Here is a 15,452-nt window from a genome sequence, read left to right as displayed (position 1 = left end):
CCGGCCCGGGGGCGGCCGGCCCGTCTCTCCACCTTTGGACATGACTGGTGACTGACATCTTTGGCACCGAACGCATGCGCACCACCGTCCTCGCCGCCTGGACGGCCTCGCCCGCGAGGTTCCGCGAGGACGCCAACGCCGAGGAGGACTTCGCCCTCGGCGGCTACCGCGACCGCCTGATCGTCGAGCTGGCGCAGAACGCGGCCGACGCCGCGCTGCGCGCCGGCGTCCCGGGGCGGCTGCGGCTCACCCTCCGCGACGGCGTGCTGAGCGCCGCCAACACCGGAGCCCCGCTGGACGAGGCCGGCGTCGAAGGGCTCGCCACCCTCCGGGTGTCCGCCAAGCGCGACGAGGCCGGCTCCATCGGCCGGTTCGGCGTCGGTTTCGCCGCCGTCGTGTCGGTCTGTGACGAGCCGCTGATCGCCTCCCGGGCGAGCGGGGCGGTCCGCTGGTCGCGGTCCGACACCGCCGCGCTGGTCGCCGCCGAGCCCGCACTGGCCCGCGAGCTGGCCGTCCGCGGCGGGCACGTGCCGCTGCTGCGCCTGCCGTTCGAGGCCGATCCGGTGCCGGTGCCGGACGGTTTCGACACCGTCGTGCGGCTGCCCTTGCGCGAGGCGTCCGCCGAGCCGGCCGTGCGCCAGATGCTCGACGAGACCGGCCCCGCCCTGATGCTCGCCATGCCGGCGCTGACGGTCATCGAGATCGAGGTCGGCGGCGAGACGCGCACCATCACCGCCGACGGCTGGCAGGTCGTCGAGGAGTCCGGCCGGTTCACCCCCGAGCAGGTCGCCGAGCTGTTCGCCGACCGTCCCACCGAAGAGCGCGCCCGCCCGAGCTGGCTGGTCCGCTGGGCCGTCCCCGCCGACCACGGCGACCTGCCCAAGGACGTCTCCCCGGTCGTGCACGCGCCGACGCCCAGCGACGAGCCCCTGGACCTTCCCGCGCTGCTCATCGCCACCTTCCCGCTGGCCACCGACCGGCGGCACGTGGCCGCGGGGCCGCTGACCGACTTCCTGGTCGAGCGGGCCGCCGAGACCTACCTCCGGCTGCTCGCCGCGCTGCCGAGGACGCCGCGCCTGCTCGACCTGGTGCCGGGGCTGATGGGCAAGGCCGAGCTGGACGCCGCGATCCGGCGGGCCATCCTGCGCCGCCTGCCCGACGCTCCGCTGCTTCCGGCGATCTCCCCGCCCGCCGACCCCGCGAAGCCCGCGGCTCCCGCGGATCTCTCCGAGGTCACGGCGGGGGGCGAGGCGCCGTACGCGGTGTCGGGCCGCGAGGCGTCCGTCGTGGCCGGGCCGGCCGAGTTCCTCGCCAAGATCGCGCACGTGGTGCCGGGCCTGCTGCCGGCCGGCTGGGCGTCGCGGCACCCGGCGCTGACCTCGCTCGGGGTCAGGCGCCTTGAGCTGTCCGACGTCGTAGACCTGCTGTCCGGCGACGCCGTGGCGGACACCACCCCGGCCTGGTGGCGGTCGCTGTACGAGGTGGTGCCCGCCGACGACCGGGAGGCCCTCGGCGCCGTCCCCGTCCCGCTCGCCGACGGCCGCCTGGTCCGCGGTCCCCGCGGCACGCTGCTGCTCAGCGAGAGCTCCTCGCTGGACCCGGCGCTGCTCGGGCCGCTCGGACTGCGCGTCGTCCACCCGGAGGCCGCCCACCCGCTGCTGCTGCGGCTCGGCGCCGCCGAGGCGACCCCGAGGAGCGTGCTCGAAGACCCGCTGACCCGCGCCACCGTCTCAGAGTCGCTCGACAGCGCCGACCCCGAGCCCGTGGCGCAGGCCGTCCTGGCGCTGGTCGACGCCGCCGGCCTGTCCGCCGGCGAGGCGCCCTGGCTGTCGGCGCTGGCGCTGCGCGGCGCCGACGGCGAGCTGTACCCCGCGGGCGAGCTGCTGCTCGGCGAGGGATCGCTGGCCAAGCTCATCGACCAGGACGTCCCGTTCGGCGTCGCCGCTCCCGACCTCGTCGAACGCTACGGCTCGCGCGTGCTGTCGGCGACCGGCGTGCTGGACGGCTTCGCCGTGGTCAACGACTCCGACGTGCTGCTCGACCCCGACGAGTGCGACCACGACCTCGACGCCGAGGAGGAATGGCTGGAGGCCGTGCTCGACCTGCTGCCGGAGGCCGACGTGCCGCCGGTCGTCCGCGAGTTCGCCGCGGTCCGCGACCTCGAGTACGTCGCCGACTGGCCCTCGGCGCTCGCGCTGCTGTCGCGCCCGCCGCTGCGCGCCGCGCTCCAGCCGCTGCGCGCGCTGGTCGGCGGCGAGGTCGTCGAGGTCCCCTCGTACACCGCCTGGTGGCTGTCGCGCCACCCCGTGCTCGACGGCAGGCGTCCCACCTCGCTGCGCATGCCCACCGGCGACCCGCTGCTGTACGGCCTGTACGGCGACGCCCCCGAAGGGGTGGACGGGACGGCGCTCGCGCTGATCGGCGTGCGCACGACGCTGGCCGACCTGCTCGCCTCCCACGGTGGTCCCGACGAACTGCTCGACCTGCTCGCCGACCCGTCACTGGAGGTCGACCGGGCACAGCTGCGGTCGCTGTGGATGGCGCTGGCGGCCGTGGAGCCCGCGAGGGTGGCCCCGCCCACCGCCGTGCGGGCCGTGCTGCGGGGCGAGATCGTCGTCGCCGACGCCGAGGACGGCCGTCCGATCGGCGGCAACGGCGGCCCGGTCGCCGAAGGCCTGACCGCCGCCGGCGGGCCGGTGGTCGTCGAGGCGCCCGACCTGCTGCCGCTGGCCGCCTCCCGCCCGCTCGTGCTCGCCCCGTTCGACCTGGCCGAGGCGCTGTCGGAGCTGCTGGACCTGCCGGTCATCGGCGAGGAGGTCGCCGGTGAGATCACCTCGACCGGGCAGGAACGGCCGGTGCCGCCGCAGGTGCGGTCGCTGCTGCCCTCGGCGCCGTCGAGCTATATCGAGCACGACGAGTTGACGGTCGACGGCGTCCGGGTGCCATGGCGGTTCCACGAGGGCGCCGTCCACGCGACCGGGGTCGAGGGACTGGCCCGGGGGCTCGCCTGGGCGAGCGGCCAGTGGGGAGACCGGCTCGCGGTCGCCGCGCTGCTCCGCGACCCGCAGGCCGTGCCGCTCCTGCTCGCGGAGGCCGACCTCGACGGATGAGACCGGCGGATGAGCCGGCGATTCCCCTCGCCGGCTCACATCCGCCGGGACTCATGCCCAGTGGCTCTCAGGAGCCCTCAGGACGGGGTGCGGCCGGGGACGGAGGCGTCGTCGCGGGCCCCGTCCGGCGTCCCCTCGCCGCGCGCGGCGGCGCGCCGGTCGCGGCGCCGGACGAACCAGCACCCGAAGATCCCCAGGCCGACGCCGGCCACGCACGTCCAGATCCACCACTGGTGGTCGGCCGACGGCCGGATGATCAGCAACACCACCAGCGCGACGACCCACAGGCCCGTGCCCGCGAGGATCGTCGCGGCGTCCTTGGTCTCCAGCGGGGTGGGATCCGGGGGGCGCGGCTCGTTCACGCATTCCAGCCTAGGCGAGAGCGGCTCCCACCAGGCTCAGCGGGTCCGATAACCTCCTGCAGGATCCGAACTGCACACAAGTTGGTCTCATTCGGACGACGAGCGCCCCGGAGGTCTTTCCCGCTGTGGTACCGCCTGCCAATCTGCCCGCGTGAGCGAGATAACCGCACCCGCATCCCAGCCGACCGGACTGCTCGGCCGGCTTGACCGCTATTTCCTGATCTCCGAGCGGAGCTCGACGTTCAGCCGTGAAGTCCGTGGCGGGCTGGCCACTTTCTTCACGATGGCGTACATCGTCGTCCTGAACCCGCTGATCCTCGGCGGGGCCAAGGACGCCGACGGCCAGTTCCTGGGCGACGGCACCGGCGCCGCGAACATCGCGGCGATCGCCGCGGCCACCGCGTTGACGGCCGGCGTGCTGACCATCCTGATGGGCTTCGTCGGCAAGGTGCCGTTCGCGCTGGCCGCGGGGCTCGGCCTGAACGCGTTCGTGGCCTTCGGCATCGCCTCCCAGATGTCGTGGGAGGACGCGATGGGCCTGATCGTGCTGGAGGGCATCGTCATCACGATCCTGGTGCTGACGGGCTTTCGCACAGCGGTGTTCCACGCGATTCCGAGCCAGTTGAAGACCGCCATCAGCGTGGGCATCGGCCTGTTCATCGCGTTGATCGGTTTCGTGGACTCCGGGTTCGTCCGCAAGGCGGCCGGCACCCCGTTGGAGCTGGGCATCGGCGGCGGGCTGACCAGCTGGCCCATCTTCGTTTTCGTGATCGGCCTGCTGATCACCGCGCTGCTCGTGGCCCGCAAGATCAAGGGTGCCATCTTGATCGGCATCGTCGGCACCACCGTACTGGCGATCATCGTGGAGGCGATCGCCAAGGTCGGCCCGTCCATGGGCGGCGAGAACCCGGTCGGCTGGAGCCTGGTCGTCCCGGCGATGCCCGACCAGATCGTCGGTGTTCCCGACACCAGCCTGATCGGCCAGTTCAGCCTGTTCGGCTCGTTCGGCAAGGTCAGCGCCGTGCTGGCCGTGCTGTTCGTCTTCACCCTGCTCATCACCGACTTCTTCGACACGATGGGCACCGTGGTGGGCGTCGGCGCCCAGGCCGGGCTGGTCTCCGACGAGGGGACGCTGCCCCGCACGCGCGAGATCCTGCTGGTCGACTCGATCGCGGCCGCGGCCGGCGGCGCGGCGTCGACCTCCTCCAACACCACCTACATCGAGTCGGCTGCGGGCGTCGGCGAAGGCGCCCGCACGGGCCTGGCCAGCGTCGTGACCGGCGTGCTGTTCCTGCTCGCGGCGTTCCTGTCCCCGCTGGTCAAGATCGTCCCCTACGAGGCCGCCGCCCCCGCCCTCGTCGTCGTCGGCTTCCTGATGATGACCGCCATCAGGGCCATCGACTTCAACGACTACGAGATCGCCATCCCGGCCTTCCTCACGATCGTCCTGATGCCCTTCACCTACTCCATCTCGAACGGCATCGGCGCCGGCTTCATCACCTACGTCCTGATCAAACTCGTCAAGGGCAAGTCCCGCGAAGTCCACCCCCTGCTGTGGGTGGTCTCCGCCCTCTTCGTCATCTACTTCCTCATCGGCCCGGCCAAGATCCTCCTCGGCCTGTCCTGATCCACTGGAACGAGGGTCTCTGGCCTTTCCGGGGATTCGCGTCGGAGACCGCCATGTGGTTCGCGGAAGTGGACGTCGTGGCGGTCTCCTTGTGATCCGCCACCATGGCGGGTACGTCAGCGGCGGCCGGGCCGCGAGCGTGGTGAAGCGGTGAGCGAAGGCGGCGCGGGACGGCCTCCGGAGGAGTGGGCGAGAGGCGCGGTGGCTTAGCGTTCGCCGAAGACCGCTCGGGCGAGGGGTGGGACGGCTCCGCAGGCGCGGAAGAACAGCCGGGTCGCCGACCGCTGCAGAGGGTTGCGGATGATCGCGGCGTTGGTGTTCCGGACGACCTCGCGGACGGTCTGGAACCCGTAGCTCAGCATGTCCGCCTCGTAGGCGTGCAACGCCTGTGACAACGGCTCCTCGCCGCGGTCGGCCGCGGTGAGCGCGGCGCAGAGCCGGTGCGCGTCGCGCAGCGCCGTGTTGCCGCCGAGGCCGCCGACCGGTGGCATCTGGTGGACGGCGTCCCCGAGTCCGGTGACGTTGCCCGTCTTCCACGGCCGGAGTGGTTCGGCGGCGCCGAACTCGGTGCTGTAAAGGGTGTCCGGAGTCGATTCGGTGAGCAACCGGTGCAGGTCGGGATGCCATCCGGCCGTCCGCTGGGACAGCATCCTCCGCACTGCGGCCGGGTCGGCCCGGGCTTCTGGGGCGAAGTCGCCCGGAAGGGAGTCGCGGTGTGCGATGAACGCCCACAACACGTAGTCGTCGTCATGCGAGTCCGCCAGCAGTTGCTCCGGCTCCAGTCCGAGCGCCCGTAACCGGTCGCCGAGCCTCGCGGTGATCGCCGCCGGGTCTTCGCGCCTGCGGAAGACCGCGGTGAACAGGAAGTCCTGGTGTGGCCAGAAGACGTTCATGCCGGCGAGCAACTGCTCCGGCAGCCATCGTCGGTTCGCCTCGGTGAGGAACAGCTTCCCGGCGACGGCCGTCGCCGGCAGTGTGGTGCGGCCGGCCGAGGGATGGAGTTGTGCCCACACCCGGGAGTTGGCGCCATCGGCCGCGACGAGCACGTCGGCGGTCGCGGTGGTGCCGTCGGCGAACGTCGCCGTGACCGTCCCGTCGTCCGTCCGGGTGAAACCGGTGAACTCCTTGCCGAAGCGGACGACGTCCCCGAGGCCGGCCAGCATCAGCTTGCGCAGGGTGACGCGGCTCACCGCGTGCCGGCCGGTCGTGGGGTCCAGCGGGTCTGGAACCCGGCCGTCCTGGCCGTCCTGGCCGATGCGGACGAGCGGCCGCATCCGCTCGTCGAGGAAGCTGATCCCGGGCCCTGGGTCGCCCGAGCTGGCCACCAGCACCTCCCATAGCTCGGGCGGTAAGCAGGCGTGCAGAGCGATACTCCCGGCCGGCTCGATGTTGAGCCGGAAGCCCTGGAGCCGGGAGTCGGGAGTGGTGTCCCGTTCGTACACGGTTACGTTCACGCCGGCTCGCTTCAGGCCATGGGCCAAGCAGAGCCCGCCGATGCCGCCGCCGATGACGGCGACGTGCAGACGCCCAGGTGACATTGGTTGCCGCTTTCTGGTCGAGGGCGCCTTTGGGGGTGCCCGTGCTGTCAGGCCGGCTCGGCCGTGTTCGCGAGTTCGGCGAGCAGGCGGTCATGCCAGGTCAACTCCGTCTCCAGCCGCATCAGGGTGTAGTCGAAGGCGACGGCCTCCAGCCTGGTCAGGTACGGCTGGGCTTCGGCGCGCAAGGTGCGCCAGAAGTGGAGATGCGTTGCGTAGGCATCGCGGCGCTGCCGGATGGCCGTGTGCAGTTCGTCGGGGCCGATCGCGCCGCCGTGGAGGAGCACCAGCTGGATCGGGTCCGGCCGGAGCTTGGTGTCGGCGAGGACGGATCTGATCAGCGAGACCAACTCGCTGCGGCCTTTGTCGGTGATGCCGTACACGGTGCGGGCGGGGAGGTTGCCTTCCTGCTCGGTGCGGACCACCTCGACGATGCCTTCGTCCGCCATCCGGCGCAGCGCACCGTACAACGAGCCGGGCTTGACGTCCGCCCACAGCTCCACCCGGTCCATCTGCGCGGCGGCCCGGATCTTGTGCCCGTGCATGGGGCCACCGTCTGCCAAGGCGCCGAGAATGAACAGCCGCGTTGCTCGCATATGAGTACTCAAACACGAGCATCTGAACAGGTCAAGAGAGAGTGCTCAAAAATGAGTACTAAGGAGTGGCCATGCGGCAGGGGGCGTCTGCGCTGTGCCGCATGTGGGTCGGTCGGCCACCAGGAACGGTGTAGAGCGTCTGCCGCTGTCGGTCAGATGGTCTTCGGCGATGTACCTGATCGCATCGGCGTCGGCGCCTGCGTCCTGATCAAGGGCTATGCCACTGGTGTGCCGGGTTCGGAGGGGGAGAGGGATGAGCGGAGGTGTCTGCGGGAGGTGACGCCGAGTTTGGCGAACACGTTGCTGAGGTGCCACTCCACCGTGCGCGGGCTGACGAACAGCTGGGCGGCGATCTCGTCGTTGGTGTACCCGTCTCTGGCCAGTCTGGCGATCTGGGTCTCCTGGCTGGTGAGACCGGCGACCGCGCCGGGCGTCCGCTTGCGTATGGTCTCTCCGGTCGCCAGAAGCTCCCTGCGGGCGCGTTCGGCGAAGGCGTCGGCTCCGAACCGGCTGAAGGCCTCGTAGGCGGGGCGTAGCTGCGCGCGGCCGTCCAGGCGGCGGTTCTGGCGCCGCAGCCACTCGCCGTACAGCAGGCGGGCGCGGGCCAGGTGAACGGCCATCCGGCAGCGCTGCAGATGCTCGATGGCCTCCCGGTAGAGTTCCTCGGCGACCTGGCCGTCGCTCAGCAGCGCGCGCGAGCAGGCCTCCATGCCGAGACCCCACTCGGTTCCGCCGGCGCGGGTGCGTTCGGCGAGCTTGTCCAGCGCCGCCGCCGCGGTCTCCGGCTGCGCGCTGCGGGTGGCCGCCTCGATCAGTTCGACCAGTGCCCATCCGAAGAATCCGAGGTTCTCGTACTGGCATGCGCGCGTCGCGGCCGCCAGCGCGGCGTCGTAGCGGCCGAGGCCGTTGTACAGCAGGGAGGTCGCGTACTCGGCCAGGCTGAGGGCGCGTCCCTCACCCCGGGCGCCCACTTCCGCGACGGTGGTCTCGATGAGGTCCAGCGCCTCGGACTCCTGTCCCCGCCAGGCGGCGAGCACCAGCGACGTGTACATCATGGGTGTGCCGCCCGTCGCCTCCGAGATCGCCGTCGCCTCGTCGATCAACGCCGCGGCGGTGTCGAACTCGCCCGTGTGCACGTGGAAGCACGCCTGGTAGGTCAGCGCCATCGGCAGGACGGCGAGCGCCCCCGCTTCACGGGCGCTGCCGGCGGCGCCGGTCGCCAGCTCGTACCAGGCTTCGTCGTCCCACAGCTCCGGTGCGATGGGTTCGGGTGTCACACGGACCGCCAGCCACAGCCAGCGCCGGTCCGCGCCCGCCGCGCCTGATTGCTGCTCCTGCCGGACGACGCGCAGTGCGCGCCGGAGAGCGCCGGCGCTGGCGGCGCAGCCATCGATGATGAGACCGGCCATGCCGTCCAGAAGGATGTCGATCATCCGCGGTGGCGTCGGCGGCGACGGTCCGGCGCGGGCGGCCTCGGCCACCTCCCGCTGTCCGGGGCCCTCGTTGAGACGGCCGGCGAAGATCGCCGCGCCGGTCGCCTCCAGCAGGGTCTCGCGGGCGAGGGCGGCGTCGAGGGGCGCCAGCCGGTGCGCGGCGTCCAGCAGAAGCTGCGGCGCCTGGTTGCCGCGTACCTGGGAGAAGACCAGCCGGGCTCGCAGCCGCTCGAGTTGGGCGCGCTGCATGTCGTCGAGTGGGCCGGACTCCGCGACGGTCAGCAGGTTGCCGGCCTGGTCGGCTCCGCCGGCGTCGATCTGGGCCTGAGCGGCGGCCAGCGCGCGGGTGACGCGGATCGCCGGATCGGGCGTCAGCTCCGCCGCCCTGCGCAGGAACGAGGCCGCCGCGGCCGCTCCGCCCCTGCCTTGGGCTCGGCCGGCCGAGCATTCCAGGGCGACGGCGACGCTCTCGTCGGGACAGGTGGCCGCGTGCGCGCGGTGCCACGCCCTGCGGTCAGGATCAAGGGGGTCGGTGGCCTCCGCGAGCGCCCGGTGGGCCGTCCGGCGATCCGGCGCGCACGCCCTCCGGTAGATGGCCGAGCGCACCAGGGGATGGTGGAACCGCACCCTGGCGCCGAACTCGACCAGGCCCGCGGCCTCGGCCGGCGCGGCGGCCTCCACCGGTATCCCCTGCGAACCGGCCGCACGCCAGAGCAGGGCCACGTCTCCGGTCGGCTCGGCCGCGGCGGTCAGCAGCAGCCGCCGGCTGTCCATCGGAAGTGATCGGAACCGCTGGTGGAAGGCGTTCTCTATGCAGTTCGCCAGGGGGCGCCTGCCGGGAAGCCAGAAACCGCCCGCCAGTTCGACGGGTGCGAGCGCGCATGGCATGTGCAGCAGGGCCATCGGGTTGCCGTGAGCCTCGGCGACGATCTGGTCCCGCACGAGCGGGTCGAGCGGCACGCGGACGGCCGAGGCCAGCAAGGCCCGCGCGTCGGATTCGCTGAGCCCCTCGACGGCCAGCATCGGTAGACCGGCCAGCTCGTGGGCGTCATCCGGCTCCCGCAGGGCGAAGATCAGAGCTATCGACTCGGCCTTCAACCTCCTGGCGACGAACGCCAGCACCTGCACGGACCCGTCATCGAGCCACTGCGCGTCATCGACGAGACAGAGCAGCGGCTGATCCGCCGCGGCGCCGGCCAGCAGGCTGAGCGCGGCCAGGCCTACCAGAAACCGGTTCGGCGCCCCGCCCGCCTGGAGTCCGAACGCGACGGACAGAGCGTCGCGCTGCGGCCCGGGAAGCTCGTGCAGCCTGCCCAGCATGGGCGCGCAGAGCTGATGGAGGCCCGCGAACGGAAGCTCCATCTCCGACTCGACGCCCGAGACCTCGGCGGTATGGAACCCGACGGCCCGGCCGGCCGCGAAGTCCAGCAGCGAGGTCTTGCCGATCCCCGCCTCGCCGCGGAGGACCAGGACGGCGCTGCTGCCCGCCCGCGCTGTGGCGAGCACGCGCTCCAGCGCGGCCAGCTCCCGGCTCCGGCCCCGCAGTGCGACCTGCTTGTCGATGGCGGGTACGCCCATGGGTCGATCTTCCTGCTTTGCGGCTTGGTACGTCGTGCGGCCGATGCGGTCGTCGATCAGGCAGAGACGTCCGGCGTGCCGGTGGACCTCGGCTCGCGACTCGATCTCGCGACGCTCGTGGCCGATCGGAAGCCGGTCAGAAGCCGGTCGGAAGGCCGGTCGAAGGCCGGCGGGCCGGGCACGCTACCGTCAGGCGCTACCTGATGTGGTCAATGCCACTTTAGTGCATTTATGGCCTTTAGTCGGGATTTGAGGATGGGGGAGAGCCGGAGCGCCACCGCGAACCCGGTGTCCCGGGGTTCGAGCACGGGGCCGGCCCTGGGGGTGACTCCCGGGGTTGTCCCGGGGGCGTCGCTCCGCTCACCAGGGCGATCGTGGGCATTCCAGCGACACGAGGTCGCTGGTGACAGCAAGGAGACCCACATGTCTGCCGCTCCCGGAGAGCAGGCCATCCGCCCGTTCAAGGTCGAGATTCCCGAGGCGGAGCTCGAAGAGCTGCGCGCGCGCATCGTGGCCACGCGCTGGCCCGAGCAGGAGACCGTCGCGGACCAGTCGCAAGGTGTGCAGCTCGCGACGATCCAAGAGCTCGCGCGCTATTGGGCGTCGGAGTACGACTGGCGCAAGATCGAGGCGCGGATGAACTCGCTGCCGCAGTTCATCACCGAGATCGACGGGCTGGACATTCACTTCGTCCACGTTCGCTCGAAGCACGAGGACGCTCTGCCGCTCATCGTCACCCACGGATGGCCCGGCTCGGTCATCGAGCAGCTCAAGATCGTCGAGCCGCTCACCGATCCCACGGCGTATGGCGCGGACGCCTCGGACGCCTTCCACCTGGTGATCCCGTCGATGCCCGGCTACGGGTTCTCCGGCAAGCCGGCCACGACCGGCTGGGGTCCCGAGCGCATCGCACGCGCCTGGACAGAGCTGATGAGGCGTCTCGGATACACGAAGTTCGTGGCGCAGGGCGGCGACTGGGGCGCGATCGTCACCGACCTCATGGCCGTGCAGGCGCCTCCGGAGCTGCTCGGCATCCACTCCAACATGCCGGGCGTGGTACCTCCCGCCGTCGACAGGGCCCTCCAGACCGGCACTCCGCTGCCGGACGGTCTCTCGGACGAGGAAAAGCGCACGTGTGAGCAACTGGACTTCGTGTACCAGCACGTCTACTACGCGTACATGATGGGGTCGCGTCCGCAGACGCTGACCGGTTTCGCGGATTCGCCCGTCGGCCTGGCGGCCTTCATGATCGACCACGACGCGCGCAGCCTGGAACTGATCTCCCGGACCTTCGCCGGACACCCCGAAGGCCTCACGCGAGACGATGTCCTCGACAACATCACGCTCTTCTGGCTGACGAACACGGCCATCTCCGCGGCCCGTCTCTACGCGGAGAACAAGCTCCCCTTCTTCGGCGTCAAGGGCGTCTCCATCCCGGTCGCCGTGAGCGTCTTCCCCGACGAGCTCTACCAGGCCCCGAAGAGCTGGGCGGAGCAGGCGTATCCCAAGCTCATCCGCTACAACAAGCTCGGCAAGGGCGGGCACTTCGCGGCCTGGGAGCAGCCGGCCCTCTTCGTGGACGAGGTCCGCGCGGGGTTCCGCTCGCTTCGCTAGCCGACCGGGTCCGGGCGAAGGCACGTGACCGCGCCCGGCGGTGCGGTTGAGGGCGCAGGCCTTCGCCCGCGGGCGCGGCCGGGCGGCTCAACGGCGAGCCGCCCGGCCGGCACGGGCCTGTCCGTCCGCGCCGCACCCGCTGTCGAGCCTGCTCATGAGCGAACCTCGCTCCAACACAAGGAGCGTTACGTGCGACTGTGGCCGCACGCGATCGTCCGTGACGACCGACGCTGTTCATCCAGGAGGCCGGGCCGCTTCCCTGAACGCCGTACCTCCGGCGGCGCTACTCCGCGTAGGGCTGGTCCTTGCCCTGAGCGCTGTATCCGAGGCTCCAGATGTAGCCGTCCGGGTCGGCGAAGGTGCCGCCGTACCCGCCCCACGGCAGGGCGCCGGCGGGCTTGAGGATGGTGGCGCCCGCCTTCTCGGCCTCTGCCATGATCTCGTCAACCCGCGCCTCACTGCGGACGACGTAGGTGAGGACGATCCCGCTGAAGCCGCTGCCTTCCGGGCTCGTTCCCACCTGGCCGGCCAGGCCCTCGCGGCCGTAGAAGCCGACCGGCGAGGCTCCGTCCGACTCGAAGAACACCGAGATGCCGTAGTCATTCTTGATCTTCCAGCCGAGCCCTTCGGTGTAGAAGCGCTTGGCCCGGTCCATGTCGTGGACGGCGAGGAGGATCGAGCTGACGTGTGCTTTCATGCCTTGTCTCCTTCGTGGGTAATGGTCGTGCACATGCAAGTCACGCTACGGAGGACTCCGGATGTGGCGCTTCTTCATTCCTGACCGGTTCGGCGAAAGGCGCAGAGGTGACCAACTGGCTTGCCGAGACGGAGTCCCTGCTCTCACGTCACCGTTCCTCGCCGGTCACCGTGCTCGACTGGCGGCGGCTGGAGCCGTGGGACATCGCGAGAGCACAGCTGGCAGGCGGCCGTCCCGAACGTGTGATCGTCAAATGGGTGCGGTCCCACCACCCGGACCAGACCCGTCCCGTGGCGTGGCGGTCCCGCACCGAGCTGGCCGCTCTTCGGTTCCTCTCCGAGGACCTCGCCCTGGACCTGGCTCCGCGGGTCATCGCCGCCGATGTCCCAAGCGGACTCATCGTGCTGGAGGACCTGGCCCCGCGTGTGGCGTTGGATCAGTTGTTGCGCGCGGACGGCGCCGCGGCCCATGCCGATCGGCTGGTCGCCTTCGCCCGCGTCCGCGGTGAGTTCAGCGCGGCCACCGCCGGCAGGGCGGCGGCCTACTACACCCGCAGGGCCGCTCTCGGGCCGGTCGACCCGGCCGCCGACCGCTTGGGGCTGGAGGCCACCGCCCGCACCGCCGAGGCGCACCACGCCTTGCCGCACCTCGCCGGCTGGGCGCGGCAGTTGGTCGGCCTGCTCCGCCGGCGCTGGCCGGACACCGATGTGGACCTCAACGACCAGACGAGGTTCCCGCCCTACTCGGCACGCCGCCGGTGAGCCTTCCGGCCTCGAGTCCGAGAGCCGCCGCTTCTCAGCACGCCGGCACGCCCTTGTTCTGCAGCGCGCCTATGGTTTGAGCGGACGGGGCGAGGTGGCGTGCGTGCATTGTTCGGTCCAGATGCATTTGCCGGTGGCGGTGTAGCGCGTGCCCCAGCGGCTGGAGAGGGCGGCGACGAGTTGCAGGCCGCGGCCTCCCTCGTCGGTCTCCGATGACCGCCGGATGCGGGGCGTGCTGAGGCTGCCGTCGGAGACCTCGCAGGTGAGCACGTCGCCGCGGATCAGGCGCAGCCGGATGGGGCCCCTGGCGTGCCGGACGACGTTGCCCACGAGCTCGCTGGCCAGCAGTTCCGTGGTCATCGACAGCTCGTCCAGCCCCCACGCGGCGAGCTGGTTCCTGACGTGTTCGCGCGCCTGCCCGGCGGCGATCGCCTCCTCGGGCAGCGGCCAGGAGGCGACGTCGCCGGACGGCAACAGGTGGGTGCGGACGATGAGCAGGGCCGTGTCGTCGGTGGTGGACCGATGGACCGGCAGCAGGGTGGTCGTGAGGGCGTCGCACAAGGACTCCAGGCGGTCCTGCTCTTCGTCGACGGCCGCGTCCCCTGCCGGCGGGAAGGCGTCTCGCGCCGCCGGCCGGTGCGGCTCCTCGGCGAGCGCGGCGGTGAGGGTCCGGGCGAGGTCGGCCATGCCCGTGTCGATGTCCAGGGTGGCCGATTCGACCAGGCCGTCGGTGTACAGCGCCACCAGGCTGCCCTCGGGCAGGCGCATCCGGAAGGTGTCGAAAGGCGGGGTCGCGGCGCCCAGGGGCGGATCGGGGTCGCCCTCGGGGAAGAAGGCCGTGCCGCCGGGATGGACGATGGCGGGCGGAGGATGACCCGCACGGGAGAACACGCAGTCGCCGGTGGTGGGGTCGTAGATCATGTACAGGCAGGTGGCGTAGGAGTCGTCGCCGAATCGGGCGACGAGATCGTTGAGGTGGGCGAGCAGTTCGTCGGGGGACAGTTCGAGGTCGGCCAGGGCGTGCACCGCCGTGCTCAGGCGGCCCATGGTGGCGGCCTGCGCGACACCGTGGCCCATCACGTCGCCGATCACGAGGGCGACGCGCTCGCCGGACAGCCGCATCACGTCGTACCAATCGCCGCCGACCTCCATGTCCTTGTTCGCGGGCAGGTAGCGGGTGGCGGCACGGACGCCCGGCGGTGAGGGGAGGGCCCGGGGCAGCAGGCCGCGTTGCAGCTCCTGGGCGCGGTTGTGCTCGACGTCGTAGAGGCGGGCCCGCTCCAGGGCCTGGGCGACCAGGCCGCTGATCGCGGTGAACAGGCTGCGCTCCTCGGCGGTGAAGAGATGCTCCTGGTCGAAGGCGATGACACAGCCACCCATGGCGCATCCCGAGGCGATCAGCGGGAGCGCGGCCCAGGCGTTCTTGCCCCCGGTCGCCGGGACCTTGGCCAGGCTCGGGTGGCCTGCGACGAACTCGTCGGCCGAGGCGATGAAGATGGGGGCGCGTTTTCTGATGGCGTGCGCGATCGGCCAGTCGTCCTGCATGGGCGCGTCGAGGATCTCCGCCACGAATTTCCGCGAGTACCCGACGGTGCCGACCGGGCGCAGGCGGTCGTCCTCCTGGTAGAAGATGCTCAGCCCGGTGGCGCCGAACGGCCGCAGGACATGGTCGGCGACGGCGTCCACGACGTCCTGCACGGTCAGCGCGTCCGCGAGCGCCTGGGTCAGCTGCTGGATCGTGGCGACGCGCCGCGCAGCGACCTGCTCGGTGCCGGCCATCTCGGCTTCGTGCCTGCGCCAGGCGGTGACGTCCCTGAGATGGATCGTCGTGCCGCCGGGAAAGCGGGCGTGGTGGATTCGGTACCAGAGCTGGCCGTTCGGCGACTGGACGTCCAGATCGGCCGGCGTGCCGTCGGCCGCCTGGCAGTGGGCTTCGAGCTGGGGCATGCCGGCGTCGCGGAAGACGTCCCAGAGCAGTCGTCCGGCCGGATCCGCGTCGGAGTCGAGCAGGCGTCCGGCTTCGAGGTTGACGAAGGTGATCCGCCAGTCGGTGTCGACCACGAGGAACCCGTCGCTCATGTGGCGCAGGACATGATCGAGAAGTTCCCGGGCGACGAGGTTGTTCCCCAACCCTCCTCC

10 protein-coding genes are annotated in these 15,452 nt (G+C 71.5%); 4 read left to right on the top strand and 6 right to left on the bottom strand.

Features of this window, described 5'->3' with window-relative positions:
* The first annotated feature begins 74 nt into the window (after positions 1–74).
* Positions 75–3,110, top strand: coding sequence for a sacsin N-terminal ATP-binding-like domain-containing protein (locus tag ACZ6QO_RS27190; RefSeq protein WP_465854541.1), 3,036 nt, complete (start codon positions 75–77; stop codon positions 3,108–3,110).
* Between the two features lie 77 nt (positions 3,111–3,187).
* Here ACZ6QO_RS27190 and ACZ6QO_RS27185 read toward each other — a convergent pair whose 3' ends face one another.
* Positions 3,188–3,472: a DUF2530 domain-containing protein gene (locus tag ACZ6QO_RS27185; RefSeq protein ID WP_465854451.1), complete on the bottom strand. Its 285-nt coding sequence runs from the start codon at positions 3,470–3,472 to the stop codon at positions 3,188–3,190.
* Positions 3,473–3,623: 151 nt separating this feature from the next.
* On the opposite strand from ACZ6QO_RS27185, the gene ACZ6QO_RS27180 reads away from it, so the two are divergent.
* Positions 3,624–5,099: an NCS2 family permease gene (locus ACZ6QO_RS27180; RefSeq protein ID WP_465854449.1), complete on the top strand. Its 1,476-nt coding sequence runs from the start codon at positions 3,624–3,626 to the stop codon at positions 5,097–5,099.
* Between the two features lie 206 nt (positions 5,100–5,305).
* Here ACZ6QO_RS27180 and ACZ6QO_RS27175 read toward each other — a convergent pair whose 3' ends face one another.
* The 3 genes from ACZ6QO_RS27175 to ACZ6QO_RS27165 all read right to left on the bottom strand — a co-directional run bounded on the left by ACZ6QO_RS27175 (position 5,306) and on the right by ACZ6QO_RS27165 (position 10,241).
* Positions 5,306–6,637: an FAD-dependent oxidoreductase gene (locus ACZ6QO_RS27175; protein ID WP_465854447.1), complete on the bottom strand. Its 1,332-nt coding sequence runs from the start codon at positions 6,635–6,637 to the stop codon at positions 5,306–5,308.
* A 47-nt stretch (positions 6,638–6,684) separates the two neighbouring features.
* Entirely contained in the window at positions 6,685–7,230 is a 546-nt protein-coding gene (locus tag ACZ6QO_RS27170; RefSeq protein WP_465854445.1) for a PadR family transcriptional regulator, read from the bottom strand.
* Between the two features lie 215 nt (positions 7,231–7,445).
* Entirely contained in the window at positions 7,446–10,241 is a 2,796-nt protein-coding gene (locus ACZ6QO_RS27165; protein WP_465854443.1) for an AAA family ATPase, read from the bottom strand.
* A 423-nt stretch (positions 10,242–10,664) separates the two neighbouring features.
* On the opposite strand from ACZ6QO_RS27165, the gene ACZ6QO_RS27160 reads away from it, so the two are divergent.
* The gene (locus ACZ6QO_RS27160; RefSeq protein WP_465854441.1) at positions 10,665–11,855 is read left to right on the top strand and encodes an epoxide hydrolase family protein; all 1,191 of its coding nucleotides are present in this window, start codon (positions 10,665–10,667) and stop codon (positions 11,853–11,855) included.
* Between the two features lie 283 nt (positions 11,856–12,138).
* Here the strand turns inward: ACZ6QO_RS27160 and ACZ6QO_RS27155 are convergent, their stop codons facing one another.
* On the bottom strand, positions 12,139–12,552 hold the full coding sequence (locus ACZ6QO_RS27155) for a VOC family protein (RefSeq protein WP_465854439.1): 414 nt from the start codon (positions 12,550–12,552) through the stop codon (positions 12,139–12,141).
* A 107-nt stretch (positions 12,553–12,659) separates the two neighbouring features.
* Between ACZ6QO_RS27155 and ACZ6QO_RS27150 the strand changes: the two genes are divergently transcribed.
* Positions 12,660–13,313, top strand: a complete 654-nt coding sequence (locus ACZ6QO_RS27150) for a hypothetical protein (RefSeq protein WP_465854437.1) — start codon at positions 12,660–12,662, stop codon at positions 13,311–13,313.
* Positions 13,314–13,382: 69 nt separating this feature from the next.
* Here ACZ6QO_RS27150 and ACZ6QO_RS27145 read toward each other — a convergent pair whose 3' ends face one another.
* Positions 13,383–15,392, bottom strand: coding sequence for an ATP-binding SpoIIE family protein phosphatase (locus tag ACZ6QO_RS27145; RefSeq protein ID WP_465854435.1), 2,010 nt, complete (start codon positions 15,390–15,392; stop codon positions 13,383–13,385).
* Positions 15,393–15,452 lie beyond the last annotated feature (60 nt).

It is taken from the genome of Sphaerisporangium sp. NPDC049457 (genome assembly GCF_055586705.1).
Note: the sequence above shows the minus strand (reverse complement) of the source record. Positions and strands in the feature narration are given on the sequence as shown.

Coding starts and splice junctions, on each gene's coding strand:
- ACZ6QO_RS27160 (WP_465854441.1), top strand. CDS start 10,665: ATGTCTGCCGCTCCCGGAGAGCAGGCCATCCGCCCGTTCAAGGTCGAG.
- ACZ6QO_RS27165 (WP_465854443.1), bottom strand. CDS start 10,241: ATGGGCGTACCCGCCATCGACAAGCAGGTCGCACTGCGGGGCCGGAGC.
- ACZ6QO_RS27170 (WP_465854445.1), bottom strand. CDS start 7,230: ATGCGAGCAACGCGGCTGTTCATTCTCGGCGCCTTGGCAGACGGTGGC.
- ACZ6QO_RS27145 (WP_465854435.1), bottom strand. CDS start 15,392: ATGAGCGACGGGTTCCTCGTGGTCGACACCGACTGGCGGATCACCTTC.
- ACZ6QO_RS27175 (WP_465854447.1), bottom strand. CDS start 6,637: ATGTCACCTGGGCGTCTGCACGTCGCCGTCATCGGCGGCGGCATCGGC.
- ACZ6QO_RS27190 (WP_465854541.1), top strand. CDS start 75: ATGCGCACCACCGTCCTCGCCGCCTGGACGGCCTCGCCCGCGAGGTTC.
- ACZ6QO_RS27155 (WP_465854439.1), bottom strand. CDS start 12,552: ATGAAAGCACACGTCAGCTCGATCCTCCTCGCCGTCCACGACATGGAC.